Source organism: Umezawaea sp. NPDC059074 (genome assembly GCF_042738955.1).
Taxonomy (GTDB): Bacteria; Actinomycetota; Actinomycetes; order Mycobacteriales; family Pseudonocardiaceae; genus Umezawaea.
Window position 1 is genome coordinate 50,031 of sequence record NZ_JBHYHC010000028.1, and the last position, 14,788, is coordinate 64,818.

The window sequence follows — 14,788 nt, forward strand, 5'->3', positions numbered from 1 at the left end:
GCTCGATCAGGCGGAGGCGGCGTCCGCGATGCTCGACGCCTCGCGGGCGCCCGCCTCCAGCGCAGCGCAGCAGAACAGGATCCACCGGCCGACGCCCTCGGGTTCACCCGAGGTGAAGGCGACCAGGGCGGCGTCGTACTCGTTCTGCCGCCGCAGGCAGTGGACCTCGGGGACGCCAAGACCCTTCGGGTCCAGGCCGGTGGCGATCGACGTCAGCCGGGCCGCGGCCCGCGCGACCACGCCGTTCGCGCTCTCGAACGGGGTCAGCGCCAGCAGTTCGCCGTGCACGATCGCGACCAGCAGCGGGCCGGGGACCTTCGTGCCGCCGGTCAGCAGGCCCGCGAGCAGGTCGAGCCGGTCGGCGACGCCGGGGTCGAGCCGGGGCCTGCCGAGTTCGCCGTCGAAGTCGGCGGCGGCGAGCAGGTGCAGCCGGGCCAGTGCCTGCGACGGCGCGCGCTCCCACGTGGGCAGCAGCGTGCCGAGCGCCTCGGCGACCCGCAGCGACCCGGCCAGCACGGGGTCCGTCACCGAGCCGTCCTCCGGGATGGCGGTCGGCCCGCCGTCGAGCGCGGCGGAGGCGCGGGCGGCGCGCACGGACGCCTCGGCGGCGGTGGTCGCCCAGCCGCGCAGGTTCACCCGGTGGCGGTGCACCTGGAAGACGGCGGTCTTGGCGGCGGCGACGGCGTCGGCCACGCCGGGCAGGTCCAGCAGCGGAGCCAGCGGATCGGTCACGGGGCCGGACATTACCCGTGAGTAAAGTGGCTATTCGAAATTACCCTTTATTGGCCGTTCATGAGTGGCCACTTGCGGCATAGCGTGAGCACCCGTGACCACCGACTGGTTCGACCGCCCCGTGATGACCGGCCCGCACGTGCGGCTGGAGCCGTTGACCGAGGACCACGCCGAGGGCCTGCTCGCGGCGGGCAAGGACCCGGCGATCTGGACGTGGCTGAGCGTCCTCCAGCCCACGACCCTGGACGAGATGCGGGCGTTCGTCACCAAGGCGCTGGCCGACCCGAACCGCCGGGCGTGGGTCCAGCTCGACCCCGCGACCGGCGAGGTCGCGGGCACGACGTCGTACTACGAGATCGACCCCGTGCACCGCGGCGTCTACATCGGACACACCTGGATCGGCCCGCGCTGGCAGCGCACCGGGCTGAACACCGGCGCCAAGCTGCTGCTGATCGGGCGGGCGTTCGACGACCTCGGCGCGCACCGCGTCGGCTGGCACACCGACATGCTCAACGCCCGGTCGCGCGCGGCGATCACCCGGCTCGGCGCGACCTTCGAGGGGTCGCTGCGGGCCCACCGCGTGCGGCCGGACGGCACGCTGCGCGACACGGCCGTGTACTCCGTGACCGCCCCGGAGTGGCCCGCCGTGCGCGAGGGGCTGACCAGCGGGAACTAGTCCGATCAGGGGTGAGCGGCGTCACCACGGGTCCGTTCGTCGCAACGGACGGGTCGTTCGGCCGACGAACGGTGGCACCGGCGCGCGAGCGGGGTTACACAGTTACCCAGGTGTTTCGACTGTAGCCAGAATTGGTCTGAACCTTTTCGCGTGCCGCGCCTGTCGATCCGGGTCGTCCGGCACTACGGTCAGCACAGCCGCTCTGCACGTAGGTCAGGAACGTAGGAGGTCCCGCACCATGACCCAGCCGTCGGACCAGGGCCCGGCCCTGGACAACCTGCACACGGAGAGCCGGACGTTCCCGCCCAGCGCGGAGTTCGCCGCGCAGGCGAACGCGACGTCCGCGCTGTACGACGATGCGAGTGCCGACCGCGACGCGTTCTGGGCCGCGCAGGCCGACCGCCTCGCCTGGGACACGAAGTGGGACCAGGTGCTCGACTGGTCGAACGCGCCGTTCGCGAAGTGGTTCGTCGGCGGCAAGCTCAACGTCGCCTACAACTGCGTCGACCGGCACGTCGAGTCCGGCCACGGCGACCAGGTCGCGATCCACTGGGTCGGCGAGCCCGGCGACAAGCGCGCGATCACGTACAACGACCTCAAGCGCGAGGTCTCCAAGGCCGCGAACGCCCTGGTCTCGCTCGGCCTGGAGACCGGCGACCGGGTCGCGATCTACATGCCGATGGTGCCCGAGGCGATCTTCTCGATCCTCGCCGTCGCCCGGCTCGGCGCGACGCACAGCGTCGTCTTCGCGGGCTTCTCCGCAGAGGCGCTGCGCACCCGCATCGACGACGCCTCCGCGAAGATCGTGATCACCACCGACGGCCAGTACCGGCGCGGCAAGCCCGTGTCGCTCAAGGCCGCCGTCGACGAGGCCGTCGCGCAGACCCCCAGCGTCACCAACGTGCTCGTCGTGAAGCGCACCGAGTCCGAAGTGGACTGGGTCGAGGGCCGCGACGTGTGGTGGCACGACGTCGTGGACAGCCAGTCCGAGGAGCACGCGCCCGAGGCGTTCGACAGCGAGCACCCGCTGTTCATCCTCTACACCTCCGGCACGACCGGGAAGCCGAAGGGCATCCTGCACACGACCGGCGGCTACCTCACGCAGACCGCGTACACGCACCACAACGTGTTCGACCTCAAGCCGGACACCGACGTGTACTGGTGCACCGCCGACATCGGCTGGGTGACCGGGCACAGCTACATCGTCTACGGCCCGCTGGCCAACCGCGTGACCCAGGTCGTCTACGAGGGCACGCCGAACACCCCGCACGAGGGCCGGCACTGGGAGATCATCCAGGAGTACGGCGTCTCGATCTACTACACGGCGCCCACGCTGATCCGCACGTTCATGAAGTGGGGCGACGACATCCCCGCGAAGTACGACCTGTCCTCGCTGCGCGTCCTGGGCAGCGTCGGCGAGCCGATCAACCCCGAGGCGTGGATCTGGTACCGCGAGCACATCGGCGCGGGCAAGGCCCCGATCGTGGACACGTGGTGGCAGACCGAGACCGGCGCGATCATGATCTCGCCGCTGCCCGGCGTCATCTCGACCAAGCCCGGCTCCGCGCAGCGCCCGCTGCCCGGCATCGGCGCGAAGGTCGTCGACGAGCAGGGCGTCGAGGTCCCGCACGGCGGCGGTGGCTACCTGGTGCTCGACGAGCCGTGGCCGTCGATGCTGCGCGGCATCTGGGGCGACGAGGAGCGCTTCCGCGACACGTACTGGTCGCGGTTCGCCGAGCAGGGCTTCTACTTCGCGGGCGACGGCGCCAAGTACGACGCCGACGGCGACATCTGGCTGCTCGGCCGGGTCGACGACGTGATGAACGTGTCCGGCCACCGGATCTCCACCACCGAGGTCGAGTCCGCGCTGGTCTCGCACCCGACGGTCGCCGAGGCCGCGGTCGTCGGCGCGTCCGACCCGACCACGGGCCAGGGCATCGTGGCGTTCGTGATCCTGCGCGGCGGCGTGGCCGACAGCGCGTCCGGCGCGGAGGCGATCAAGGCGCTCCGCGAGCACGTGGCGAAGGAGATCGGCCCGATCGCGAAGCCGCGGCAGATCATGGTCGTGCCGGAGCTGCCGAAGACCCGCTCCGGCAAGATCATGCGCCGACTGCTGAAGGACGTGGCGGAAAACCGCCAGGTCGGCGACGTGACCACCCTGGCGGACTCGTCCGTGATGGACTTGATCTCCAGCGGTCTGAAGACGACGACCGAGGACTGACCTTCCGGTGGACGATGTCGTACCCCCTGCCGTCGCGGCAGGGGGTACGACCGTTTTGAGGGCTCACGTCCGGGGTGGGTGAACGGTCCGTTCAGCCGAAAGTCCGCACGGACCTCGGTGGTTCACGCCCCACCTCCGGACGAACGGTCCGTTCAGCCGCTCACGAACCCGGACCGCTCCCGCCCACCTCCGGATGAACGGTCCGTTCAGCCCACACCGCCGGCCAACACCACCCACCTCCACCCGCCGTGAACGGTCCGTCCAACCGTTCGCGTCCGATAAGGTGGGTTTCGGTGAGCCGGGAAGTCTGGTCGGCAGCAACATTGTGCTGTCCTCTAGACCTCGGAGTTGATCTGGTGCAGTCCCGCCGCCCGGCCATCGTCACCGATTTCGCCCGCTACCTCCGCACCGAGACCGTCGGTGGGATGGTGCTGCTGGGCGCGACCGCCATCGCCCTGCTCTGGGCGAACTCGCCGTTCAGCGGGTCCTACACCGGTCTTCGGGACCTGCACGTCGGCCCGGCCTCGCTGCACCTGAACCTCAGCGTCGGCGACTGGGCCAAGGACGGGCTGCTCGCGGTGTTCTTCTTCGTCGCCGGGCTCGAGCTCAAGCGGGAACTCGTCGTCGGCGAGCTGTCCAAGGTCAAGGCCGCGATCCTGCCGGTGATCGCCGCAATCGGCGGCATGGTCGTCCCGGCGCTGGTCGCGGTGGGCGTGGCGTGGGGGCAGCCGGGGGTCGAGCGGGCGTGGGCGATCCCGGTCGCGACGGACATCGCGTTCGCGCTGGGCGTGCTGGCGATCACCGCGTCGGGGCTGCCCAGCAGCCTGCGGGTGTTCCTGCTCAGCCTCGCCGTGGTCGACGACCTGGGCGCCATCCTGCTGATCGCGATCCTGTTCACCTCGAAGTTCAACGTCCTCGCGGCGCTCGGCGCGCTGGCTCTGATGGCGCTCTACGCGTACCTCCAGCACAGGCGCGTCCGGTCCGCGTGGCTGTACGTGCCGATCGCGGTGGCGACGTGGGCGCTGGTGCACGCGGCGGGCGTGCACGCCACCATCGCGGGCGTCGCGCTCGGTCTGCTGACGCGGGTGCGCAAGGACCCGCGCGAGAAGCACTCGCCCGCCGTCCGCCTCGAGCACCGGTTGCAGCCGTACTCGGCGGGGTTCGCGGTGCCGGTGTTCGCGCTGTTCGCCGCTGGGGTGCCGATCGGCGGTGACGCGCTGGGCAAGCTGTTCACCGACAAGATCGCGCTCGGCGTGATGGCCGGGCTGGTGTTCGGCAAGGTGGTCGGGATCGTCGGGTCGGCCGTGTTGGCGGTGTGGCTGAAGGCCGCGGTGTGGCCCAGCGGCACGGGCCTTCGGGACGTCCTCGCGGTCGGGATGCTGGGCGGCGTCGGGTTCACCGTGAGCCTGCTGATCGCCGACCTCGCGCTGACCGGAGCGGCCGCCGAACAGGCGAAGGCCGCCGTCCTGCTGGCCTCGTTGACGGCCTCGCTGCTCGCCGCCGTCCTGCTCGTTCGGCGCAGCCGTGTGCACCAAGCCGACAACGAAGTGGCGTGATCAGCCAGCCGAACGGCTGCGCGTCCGCGTGCATGGCACGATGGGCCGGTGACCAGCGCGAGGGAGAACACCAACGGCGGCCGTGGAAGCGACGGCCTGCCGCCCGTCCCGTCGATCCCGCTGACGGCGGAGAACGCGGCCAAGATCGCCGAGGAGACGTCGCTCGGCGGGCTCGTCCGCGACGCGACGGGCCACCTGTCGACGCTGGTCAGGGCCGAGGTCGAACTGGCGAAGTCCGAGGTCGTCAAGGAGATCAAGAAGGGGGTCACGGGCAGCGTCTACTTCATCGTCGCGTTGACGGTGCTGCTGTTCAGCCTCTTCTTCCTGTTCCTGACCATCGGCTACGCCCTCTACGACATCTTCGGCTGGCCGCTGTCGCTGTCGTTCCTGACGGTGTTCGTGGCCATGCTGCTCGTCACGGGCCTGTTCGCGTTCCTCGGCTACCGCAAGGTGAAGAAGCTGAAGGCGCCGGAACGCACGATCGAGTCCGCCAAGGGCATCGTCGACACGTTGCGGCACCGCGGCGAAGCCCACTAGGCCGGGCCGTGCGCCTGCCCCCTGATCCGTCCACGGTGCGGATCAGCGGACCGTGGACCCATCGCGACGTCTCCGCCAACGGCGTCCGGCTGCACGTGGCCGAGATGGGCGAGGGTCCGCTGGTGCTGCTGCTGCACGGGTTCCCCGAGTTCTGGTGGTCGTGGCGCCACCAGCTGACGTCGCTGGCCGAGGCCGGTTACCGCGCGGTGGCGCTGGACCTGCGCGGCTACGGCGACTCCGACAAACCGCCGCGCGGCTACGACGGCTGGACGCTGGCCGGTGACGTGGCGGGCCTGGTCAAGGCGCTGGGCGAACGCCGGGCGCACCTGGTCGGCCACGCGTGGGGCGGGCTGCTGGCGTGGACGGTCGGCGCGATGCACCCCCGCCTGGTCCAGTCGGTGACGGCGATCTCCGCCCCGCACCCGCTGGCGCTGCGCCGGGCGATCCGCAAGAACCCCCGCACCCAGGGCCGGGCCGCGAGCTACGCGTTCCGCTTCCAGGCCCCGATCTACCCCGAGCGCTGGCTGACCAACGACCGCGCGGCCAACGTGGGCGGCCTGCTGCGCTCCTGGTCGGGTCCCAAGTGGACGGTGGCGCCGGAGTTCGACGAGGTCGTCCGCCGCAACCGCGAGGCCATGATGGTCCCCGGCGTGGCGCACAGCGCGCTGGAGTACTACCGCTGGGCGCTCCGCTCGCAGGTCCGCAGCGACGGCCGCCGGTTCATCGAGACCATCGACCGCCGCCTGGACGTGCCGGTGCTCCAGCTCCACGGCGCCGTGGACCCGATCATGCTGGAGTCCACGGCCCGCCACTCGTCCTACTGGCTGGGGCCGAACTCCAAGTGGCGCTGCCTCCCGGAGATCGGCCACTTCCCGCACCAGGAAGCACCCCACACAACAAGCCGCATCCTGGCCGAGTTCATCTCCCAGACCTAGCTGGCACAGCTCTGGGTCGACTCCTTGCGCACCAGCGACGGGGCCTTCTCCACCTCGTCGCGCACCTGCTGCGCGGTCAGCACGAACCCGGTCTCCTGGTCGTCCACGGCCGCGCCGAACACCACGCCCATCACGCGTCCCTGGAGGTCCACCAGCGGGCCACCGGAGTTGCCGCTGCGGACCTTCGCCCGGATCGTGTACACGTCGCGGGTCACGGTCTGCGCGTCGTAGATGTCCGGCCCCCGCAGCATCGGGATGCGTTCGCGCACCCGCGCCTCGGACGCCGTGTACGGGCCGTCCAGCGGGTAGCCGAGGACGATCCCGTCCTGGCCCTGCGGGATCTCGTCGCCGTCGAACTGCAACGGCGTGGCCTCCAGGTCCGGCACGGCGAGGATCGCGATGTCGGTCTGCGCGTCGTACAGCACCACCGTGGCGTCGAACTGCCCGCGCCCGACCTCCACGGTCACCTCGCTCGTGCCCGCCACGACGTGCGCGTTCGTCATCACGCGCTCCGGGGCGACCACGAACCCGGTCCCCTCCAGCGCCCGCGAGCACGACGGGGCCCGGCCGCGGACCTTCAGCACGCTGGGCCGGAGCTTCTGCACGATCGGGTTGGCCGCCAGCTCGGGGTTCGGCGGGCCGACGTCCTTGAGCGGGGTCCGGTTGAACGGGTCCATCGCCGCCGGGAAGCCGGACACGTCGAACAGCTTCTGGAGGTCGTCCGACAGCTCGCGGGCGGCGGCGGGCATCACGTCGTCGACCGTCTTGAGCAGCACGGACTGCTTGAGCGCCTTCGCCAGCGACGGCACGCCCGCGACGGAGGTCAGCGGCAGGGCGATCATCCACGCCACCACGAACACCACGAGGCCCTGGACGATCGCGCCCAGCGCGTTGTCCACGCCGCGCAGCGGGCCCGCGTTGATGTGCGGCTTCACCATGCGGCCGATGTAGACGCCCAGCGTCTCGCCCAGCGCCACCAGCAGGATCACGATGCCGACCGCGAAGACCACCTTGGTGACCACGTTGTCGAACTGCGAGACCACCAGGGGCGCGAGCTGGGTGCCCAGCACGAGGCCGACCAGGACACCGATGAACGCGGGCAGGGCGATGACCATGCCCTGCCGGGCGCCGGACACCGCCGCGAACACGGCCAGCGCCAGCACCAGCAGGTCGACCCAATTCACGCCCACAACCTCCGACAAGCTTCTACGTAGCGCGCAGCGCTAGATCAAGGTCCCGGACGTCGGTCCCGTCCCACGGCCGTTCCCACCCGCCGAGCGCGATGAGCCCGTTGAGCAGTCCTGCCGTGAACCCCCACACCAACATGCCAGGCGCGGAGAACGCGGGTCCCACGTAGCCCGAGGGGTGGCTGACGAGGAACCGGTTCTCCGGGTCCGCGAGATGGGCGATCGGCACCCGCGCCACCGCCGCGGTCTCAGCAGGGTCTACGGGCAGGACCGGACATGGTTCATGCCAATGTGCCAGTACCGGCGTGACGAGGAAACCGGAGACCGGCACGTGCAGCACCGGGAGCACGGCCACGGGCCGCACCCCTTCGCGTTGCACGCCGGTCTCCTCCTCGGCCTCGCGCAGGGCCGTGTCGACCGGTCCGTCGTCGGTCGGGTCAGCCGCTCCACCGGGGAACGCGACCTGGCCGGGGTGCGACCCCAGCGTGTCCGCTCGACGGAGAAGCAGCACGTCAGGGCCGTTCGGGCCCTCGCCGAACAGCATCAGGACGGCCGCCGCGCGAGCCGTGGCGGGGGCGGGCGCGGTCATCCGGGAGAACGTCGCGGCGTCGATCCGGGCGGACGCCTTCACGAGCGTGGTCATCCAGTCCGGCACGTCGGCCGGGTCGGTCAGGAGCGTCACTCGACCGCCTCCCGGACCTGGTCGGGGGTGGAGAAAGTCAGCGGAGATGTAACTTGGATCACTGAACCATTCGCTTGGACGACGAAGCTGGCGGGCAGGTTCGGCGGCGCCTTCAGCACCTTGCGGAGCGCGTCCGACCCGTCGTAGAGCGACGGCAGGTGGACGCCGAGCTTGGTGAGCAGCTCCAGCCCGTCGGACTCGCCGCTCAGCACCTGGACGGGGATCACGGGCACGGCTCCCGGCTCCTGGGCGTACCCGTCCAGCACCCGGAGCTCCTCCTGGCACGGCTGGCACCAGGTCGCCCAGAAGTTGATGAGCGCCGGGCCGCCCGCGACGGTCGTGGCCACGTCTATGGACGCGCCATCACCCAGGCAGGTTGCGGTGACGCCCCGAAGAGGCGCGGGACCGTCCGGTCCACCACGGGGGCACGGTCGGAGCGCGGCGAGGCCACGGGCCGCGCCGAGGTCCTGGGTGGGCCGCTCGACCGCGGCGGGCCCCGGTGACGCCCGGTCGTCCGACCGGGGCCAGAGCGCGACCACCCCGGCCACGACCAGCACCAACGCCACGAGCGCCCACCGCGTCGCCGTCCTCACCCGAGCTTCTCACCCTCCCGCACGCGGTCGGCCAACTCCAGCAGGTGCGGGGCCTCGTCGCCCTTGACCAGCTTCGCGGCCTTGTCCGGGTCGACCTCCCCGATCCCGTAGGACGGGCACTGCGGCGCGAGGAAGCAGGCGCCGCACGCGGGCTTCTTGGCGTGGCAGACCCGGCGGCCGTGGAAGATCGTCCGGTGGGACAGCATCGTCCAGTCCTTGCGCTCGAACAGCGCCCCGATGGCGTGCTCGGCCTTGACCGGGTCCTCCTCGGTGATCCACTCCCAGCGGCGGGTCAGCCTGCCGACGTGCGTGTCGACGGTGACCCCAGGCACGCCGAAGGCGTCGCCGAGCACCACGTTGGCGGTCTTGCGGCCGACGCCGGGCAGGGTGACGAGGTCCTCCAGCTTGCCGGGGACCTCACCGTCGAACTTCTCCACCAGCGCGGCGCCCAACCCCAGCAGGGCGGTCGCCTTGTTCCGGTAGAAACCGGTCGAGCGGATCAGCTCCTCCAGCTCGGCGCGGTCGGCGGAGGCGTAGTCGGCCGCCGTCCGGTAGCGCTTGAAGAGGGCGGGCGTCGCGAGGTTCACGCCCTTGTCCGTGCTCTGCGCCGACAGCACGACGGCGACGACGAGCTCCAACGGCGTGGTGAAGTCGAGTTCGCAGTGGGCGTCCGGATAGCCTAGTTCGAGCAAGCGGAGCATCCGTCGGGCCCGACGAACACGACCTAACCTGGTCTCCGTCTTGGCCGCAGGCGTTTGGCGAAACTTCGCGGTGGGCACGGAACCAATGTACGGGCGTAGGCGTCCTCTTACGTCAGAGGCTCGACCCGCTCACGACCGAGGCTCTGCCCGCCGGAGGGACCCCTCTTGAGCCACCCGAAACTCGATGCGCAAGGATCGGAGCCATCATGACTGCCTGGTTCGTCATCGCCGTTCCGATCATCATCATGTTCTTCGCGCTCTTCATGGAGCGCGTGGAAGCTCGTTTGCGCCACGTCGCCGTTCAGGAGGACGAGGTCGAGGAGTTCTTGGAGCAGGCGCGTCCCGACGAGGTCAGGGCGCTCTACGGGCACGGCATCGGCCGGGCCCTGGAGCTGTTCCGCCTGCGACGGCTGGGCGGTCGTGCCAGGAACCTGCGGCAGCGGCGTACCCGCCGCTAGCAGGGCCCGCAAGACCTAGAGGTCCACGAAGCACCCTTCGTGGGCCTTACCGGGCTGTCTGGGGTTGGCGAAGATTGGTCTGTCTCCTTTGGAGACGGCGAGCCGGAAGGCGAACCACCGATCAACCCTTAGACTGCACTCAGTGATCGACGGCACGGCGCAGGCTCCGCCAAAAGGCGGAAGGCGCACGACCATGCCGTCGCGTCTCGACAGGAGGGACGAGGTGGACGAGACCCTGGCCCGCGCGGGCATCTTCCAGGGGGTTGAACCGGCTGCAGCGGAGGCACTGGCGCAGACGCTGGAGTCCGTTGAATTCCCGCGTGGCCACGTGATCTTCGCGGAAGGTGAGCCGGGCGACCGGCTGTACATCATCCAGTCGGGCAAGGTGAAGATCGGCCGGAAGTCCCCGGACGGTCGCGAGAACCTGCTGGGGATCTTCGGACCGTCGGACATGTTCGGCGAGCTGTCGATCTTCGATCCCGGCCCGCGGACGTCGACGGCCACCACGGTGACCGAGGTTCGCGCGGTCAGCATGGACCGACCCGCACTGCGGACGTGGATCACGAACCGGCCGGAGATCGCCGAGCAGCTGCTGAGGGCCCTGGCCCGCAGGCTGCGCCGGACGAACTCCATGCTGGCCGACCTGATCTTCACCGACGTGCCCGGCCGAGTCGCGAAGGCGCTGCTCCAGCTCGCCCAGCGGTTCGGCAGCCAGGAGGCGGGACTGCTCCGGGTCACCCACGACCTGACGCAGGAGGAGATCGCGCAGTTCGTCGGCGCCTCGCGGGAGACCGTGAACAAGGCGCTCGCCGACTTCGCCCACCGCGGCTGGTTGCGGCTGGAGGGCAAGAGCGTGCTGATCCTCGACCCCGAGCGGCTGGCTCGCCGGGCTCGCTAGTTCCAGGCAAGAGTGAAGGGACCGGGCGCCGCCCCCGACGCGGCGCACCGGTCCCTTCACTTCGCGCGGTCCATCCCCCGACGAACCGCGCTTCTCCAACCGGCGTTCAGGCCCCGACCCTCGTCGCCGGCGTGGAGGTCCTGGTTACCCAGTCCGATCTCCGCCGAAACCCGCGTCGATCTTCGTCTCACCGGGCCTTCCATCGGATGACCCCGTGTTGTCAACGATCGCACGGAGACTCCCCGGTACATCAAGCCCTGTCACCCTGTAAGACGTCGTGTTCAGCGGTTTCGTTGCCAACTTTCACCCAGTCATCCCATTGTTGTGACCAAATCGCAACGACCGTCTCAACGGGTGATGGACCACACCGGTGAAATGACTGGTACGGGCGTACCACTACAAGGCACACTGGTACGCATGTCCCACTCTGCCCGTTTCGCCGACTACCGCGCCGCCCTGACCACCCCCGGAATGCGCGGCCCCGTGGTCGCGTCCCTGCTCGCCCGCCTCCCGATCGCGATGGTCGGCCTGTCCCTGCTGCTCTACGTGCAGCGGTCGACCGGGTCGTTCGCCATCGCCGGGCTGGTGTCGGCGGGAGCGCTGGTCGGTGTCGCGGTGGGCGCGGTCGTGCAGGGCAGGCTGATGGACCGGCTCGGCCCGACCCGTCCGCTGCTCGCCACGATCGTGCTGCTGATCGTGTTCTCCACCGCGTCGATCCTGGCCGTGGAGGCCAAGGCGCCGGTCGCCGTGCTGGTTCCGCTCGCGTTCCTGGTCGGGTTCAACGAGCCGATGGTCGGCTCGGCGTCCCGCGCGCTGTGGGCCCGGATGGTGCCCGCGGGCTCGACCCGGCTCGCCGGGTACGCGTACGAGGCGATCAGCATGGAGGTGTTCTTCATCCTCGGCCCCGGCCTGTCCGGCCTGCTGGTCACGGCCCCGTGGGCGGGCACCGGCGTGGTCGTCGGCGTGGTCTGCATGGTCATCGGCGCCACCTGGTTCGCGCTCAACCCGACCGTCCGGGCCGTGCGCCCGGCCGTCGTGGAGAACCGCAAGCTGCTCGGCGCGCTGGCCAGCCCCGGCATGCGCACGGTCGCGCTCGCCGCGCTCGGCTTCGGCGTGACGATCGGGTTCATCGAGGTCGCGGTGCCCGCGGCCGCCGCGAACGCCGGTCACCTCAGCCTCGGCGGCCTGCTGCTGAGCGCGTGGTCGATCAGCTCCGTGGTGTTCGGCGTCCTGTACGCGATGCGGCCGTTCCCCAAGTCGATGCACCTGCGGCTGCCCGCGCTGCTCGGCGGGTTCGGCGCGCTGTCGCTGCTGCTGGCGATCCCGACCACGCTGATCTGGCTCGGCGTCACGATGCTGCTGGTCGGCACCCTGGTCACGCCGCAGGCCACCACCCACTCGGCCGCGATCGAGCAGGTCGCGCCGAAGGGCACGGCCACCGAGGCGTTCGGCTGGGTCATCACCGCCGTGACGGTCGGCCTGGCCATCGGCCAGTCGATCAGCGGCTACCTCGTGGAGCACGTCGGCACGCCGGTCGCGTTCCTCGCGGCGGGCGCGTCGGGCCTGGTCGTGGCGGCGGCGGTGTGGCTGCTGCGCGGCACGGTCGCGGCGGGCATCCCCGCCGACCCGGCGGCCAAGCGGGTCGAGATGGACCTCGCGGCCCGCTAGGCCAGGAACACGTCCAACCGCTCGAACACGCTGCGCGCGGCCCGCACTTCCTCGGGTTCCTCGATGAAGGTGGCCGCGTGCACGTGTTCGAGGAACACCACCGACGGCCCCTTGTCCATGTGGAACAGGGTGCACGGGTGGCCGATGCCGGGGTACGCGCCCTTGGCGAACGGGATCCGGCGGATCGTGATGCCCGGCTGCTCGCCGGGCATCGCGCCTTCGCTGGTGAACACCGTGCACCGGCTCGGGTCCTTCACGTGCACCGTCGGCACCGCGTGCGGGCTGAGCACGTCCACCCGTTCCGCGGTCTGCCCGAGCAGGGTCAGCACGGACTCGGCCTCCGGCCCCCAGTCGCACTCCAGGTACAGGTCACGGGCGCGGGCGGCTTCGCCGATCAGCACGTCCCGCAGCTTGCGCTCGATGCGCAGCGCGTGGAAGTAGGCGTGCAGGTCCGGCATCCACACGGGCGTGACCCCGTCCTCCAGCCGCCGGACCCGCGCCTCCACGATGTCCAACCGCTTGGCCACCGCCTCGACGGTGAACCCGGTCGCCTCCCGCAGGTCGCGCAACTTCCCACCCAGGACGCGGCCGCGCAGGGTCGGCATCGGCACCGGTTCGCTCTTCACGCCCCCCACGCTAGTCGGACCGCCGCTGACCTCGCACGACCAAGAATTGTCGTACCCCTTGGATAGCTTCCTGACCATGGACCTCACCGCCACAACAGCAGACCTGGCAGGAGCGGCGGCCGAGGTCGCCCGCCTCCTCCCGACCAGGGTCCACGACCCGGTCTTGGCGGGCCTGGTCCTGCACGCCACCGACCGGGTCGAGCTGTCGGGCAGCGACCGAGAACACGCGGTCCGACTGACCAGACAGGCCACGATCCACACCGAGGGCACAGTCCTAGTACCGGCCAGGCCTTTGGCCGACACCCTCCGCACCCTCGACTCCCCCCAGGTCCGCCTGGTCGTGGAGGGCTCCCGCTTGGCCATCCGCACCTCCAACGCCCGCTTCGCCCTACCGCTACTGGACCTCTCGTCCCACCCAGGCATCCCCCACCTCCCACCCGCAGCAGGCACCGTCTCCGCCTCCGCCCTGGCCTCGGCAGTCCTCCCGGTGGCCAGCGCCGCGTCCCGCGACGGCGCACTCCCGGTGTTCACCGGCGTCCGCCTCCACTCGGCAGGCAACCGCCTGGAACTGCTGGCCACCGACCGCTACCGCATGGCCTTCGCCACCGTCCCCTGGCACTCCCAAGCTCCACTGGACGTCCTGGCCCCAGCCACCTTGCTGGCAGACGTCGTCCGCCAACCAGCACCCGGCGACGACGTGACCCTTCAAGCGGACCTCGACCGCCTGGCTCTTTCCTGGCCGGGCGGCTCGGTCAGCACGGCGTTGCTGGCAGCCCCGTTCCCCGACGATCGAGCACGAAAACTCCTGGAGGCGGTCATCGACAGCACGGTCCTCGTGGACGCGGACGCACTGGCGGGCGCGGTCCGCAGAGCCACCCCGTACTCGGGCCCCCACGGCTCGGTGACCATCCAGGTCGACGACAGCGAACTAAGGGTCAAAGGCAGCGACCCGCAGAACGGCGAGTCGGAGGAATCGGTGAAGGCAACGGTAGACGGCAACCGCCTGACCAAGACCTTCCAGGCCAGATACCTGTCAGACGCGCTGAAGGCGTTCACCGGAAGACGGATCGAACTACGAATCCAAGACGGCATCCGCTCAACCGTCCTCACATCCCCAGCAGGAGACGACGGGGTGGAACTGACCTACCTGGTGGTGCCGATGAGAACCGTGGCGTGAACCGGGCGGGTCCCGGAGGCGTGGGCTACGGCTGGCCCTGGCTGGATTCAGCATGAGCTGAGATTCGGCCTGGCCTGGGCTGGGCTGGGTTCGGCGCGGCCTGGGCTGGGCTGGGTTCGGCGCGGGCTGCGGCTGGCTGAA

At 70.6% G+C, this 14,788-nt stretch carries 15 protein-coding genes; 9 read left to right on the plus strand and 6 right to left on the minus strand.

What is annotated here, in order from left to right; translation table 11 throughout:
* Positions 1-6: 6 nt before the first annotated feature.
* On the minus strand, positions 7-744 hold the full coding sequence (locus ACFWW9_RS15505; protein WP_390377020.1) for an oxidoreductase: 738 nt from the start codon (positions 742-744) through the stop codon (positions 7-9).
* Positions 745-856: 112 nt separating this feature from the next.
* On the opposite strand from ACFWW9_RS15505, the gene ACFWW9_RS15510 reads away from it, so the two are divergent.
* The 5 genes from ACFWW9_RS15510 to ACFWW9_RS15530 all read left to right on the plus strand — a co-directional run bounded on the left by ACFWW9_RS15510 (position 857) and on the right by ACFWW9_RS15530 (position 6,657).
* Positions 857-1,408, plus strand: a complete 552-nt coding sequence (locus ACFWW9_RS15510) for a GNAT family N-acetyltransferase (protein ID WP_390377122.1) — start codon at positions 857-859, stop codon at positions 1,406-1,408.
* A 238-nt stretch (positions 1,409-1,646) separates the two neighbouring features.
* On the plus strand, positions 1,647-3,629 hold the full coding sequence (gene acs, locus ACFWW9_RS15515; protein WP_390377024.1) for an acetate--CoA ligase: 1,983 nt from the start codon (positions 1,647-1,649) through the stop codon (positions 3,627-3,629).
* A gap of 353 nt (positions 3,630-3,982) precedes the next feature.
* Positions 3,983-5,185 carry a Na+/H+ antiporter NhaA gene (gene nhaA, locus ACFWW9_RS15520; protein WP_390377125.1) on the plus strand — a complete coding sequence of 401 codons (1,203 nt, stop codon included), beginning with the start codon at positions 3,983-3,985 and terminating at the stop codon, positions 5,183-5,185.
* A gap of 48 nt (positions 5,186-5,233) precedes the next feature.
* A complete protein-coding gene (locus ACFWW9_RS15525; protein ID WP_390377027.1) occupies positions 5,234-5,722 on the plus strand; it encodes a phage holin family protein in 489 nt (162 codons plus the stop codon).
* Between the two features lie 8 nt (positions 5,723-5,730).
* Positions 5,731-6,657, plus strand: coding sequence for an alpha/beta fold hydrolase (locus tag ACFWW9_RS15530; protein ID WP_390377030.1), 927 nt, complete (start codon positions 5,731-5,733; stop codon positions 6,655-6,657).
* Here the strand turns inward: ACFWW9_RS15530 and ACFWW9_RS15535 are convergent.
* From ACFWW9_RS15535 to nth, 4 genes are read right to left on the minus strand one after another with little or no spacing between them, the layout of a single operon-like run.
* Positions 6,654-7,841: a MarP family serine protease gene (locus tag ACFWW9_RS15535; RefSeq protein ID WP_390377033.1), complete on the minus strand. Its 1,188-nt coding sequence runs from the start codon at positions 7,839-7,841 to the stop codon at positions 6,654-6,656. The two genes, ACFWW9_RS15530 and ACFWW9_RS15535, sit on opposite strands and share 4 nt — an antisense overlap.
* Positions 7,842-7,863: 22 nt before the next feature.
* Positions 7,864-8,487, minus strand: a complete 624-nt coding sequence (locus ACFWW9_RS15540; protein WP_390377128.1) for an NUDIX hydrolase — start codon at positions 8,485-8,487, stop codon at positions 7,864-7,866.
* Between the two features lie 35 nt (positions 8,488-8,522).
* Positions 8,523-9,119 (minus strand): TlpA family protein disulfide reductase, encoded by a 597-nt coding sequence (locus ACFWW9_RS15545; protein ID WP_390377036.1) that lies wholly within the window; start codon positions 9,117-9,119, stop codon positions 8,523-8,525.
* Positions 9,116-9,820 carry an endonuclease III gene (gene nth / locus ACFWW9_RS15550; RefSeq protein WP_390377039.1) on the minus strand — a complete coding sequence of 235 codons (705 nt, stop codon included), beginning with the start codon at positions 9,818-9,820 and terminating at the stop codon, positions 9,116-9,118. The genes ACFWW9_RS15545 and nth overlap by 4 nt, the downstream gene beginning before the upstream one ends.
* Before the next feature lie 206 nt (positions 9,821-10,026).
* On the opposite strand from nth, the gene ACFWW9_RS15555 reads away from it, so the two are divergent.
* From ACFWW9_RS15555 to ACFWW9_RS15565, 3 genes are all read left to right on the plus strand, one after another.
* The gene (locus ACFWW9_RS15555) at positions 10,027-10,278 is read left to right on the plus strand and encodes a hypothetical protein (RefSeq protein WP_259629660.1); all 252 of its coding nucleotides are present in this window, start codon (positions 10,027-10,029) and stop codon (positions 10,276-10,278) included.
* A 223-nt stretch (positions 10,279-10,501) separates the two neighbouring features.
* Complete coding sequence (locus ACFWW9_RS15560) at positions 10,502-11,176, plus strand: Crp/Fnr family transcriptional regulator (protein ID WP_106185253.1); 675 nt, start codon at positions 10,502-10,504, stop codon at positions 11,174-11,176.
* A gap of 417 nt (positions 11,177-11,593) precedes the next feature.
* On the plus strand, positions 11,594-12,844 hold the full coding sequence (locus tag ACFWW9_RS15565) for an MFS transporter (RefSeq protein ID WP_390377043.1): 1,251 nt from the start codon (positions 11,594-11,596) through the stop codon (positions 12,842-12,844).
* Here ACFWW9_RS15565 and ACFWW9_RS15570 read toward each other — a convergent pair.
* The gene (locus ACFWW9_RS15570; protein ID WP_390377046.1) at positions 12,841-13,470 is read right to left on the minus strand and encodes a Scr1 family TA system antitoxin-like transcriptional regulator; all 630 of its coding nucleotides are present in this window, start codon (positions 13,468-13,470) and stop codon (positions 12,841-12,843) included. The two genes, ACFWW9_RS15565 and ACFWW9_RS15570, sit on opposite strands and share 4 nt — an antisense overlap.
* A 76-nt stretch (positions 13,471-13,546) precedes the next feature.
* Between ACFWW9_RS15570 and dnaN the strand changes: the two genes are divergently transcribed.
* Complete coding sequence (gene dnaN / locus ACFWW9_RS15575) at positions 13,547-14,647, plus strand: DNA polymerase III subunit beta (protein WP_390377049.1); 1,101 nt, start codon at positions 13,547-13,549, stop codon at positions 14,645-14,647.
* Positions 14,648-14,788: the final 141 nt, after the last annotated feature.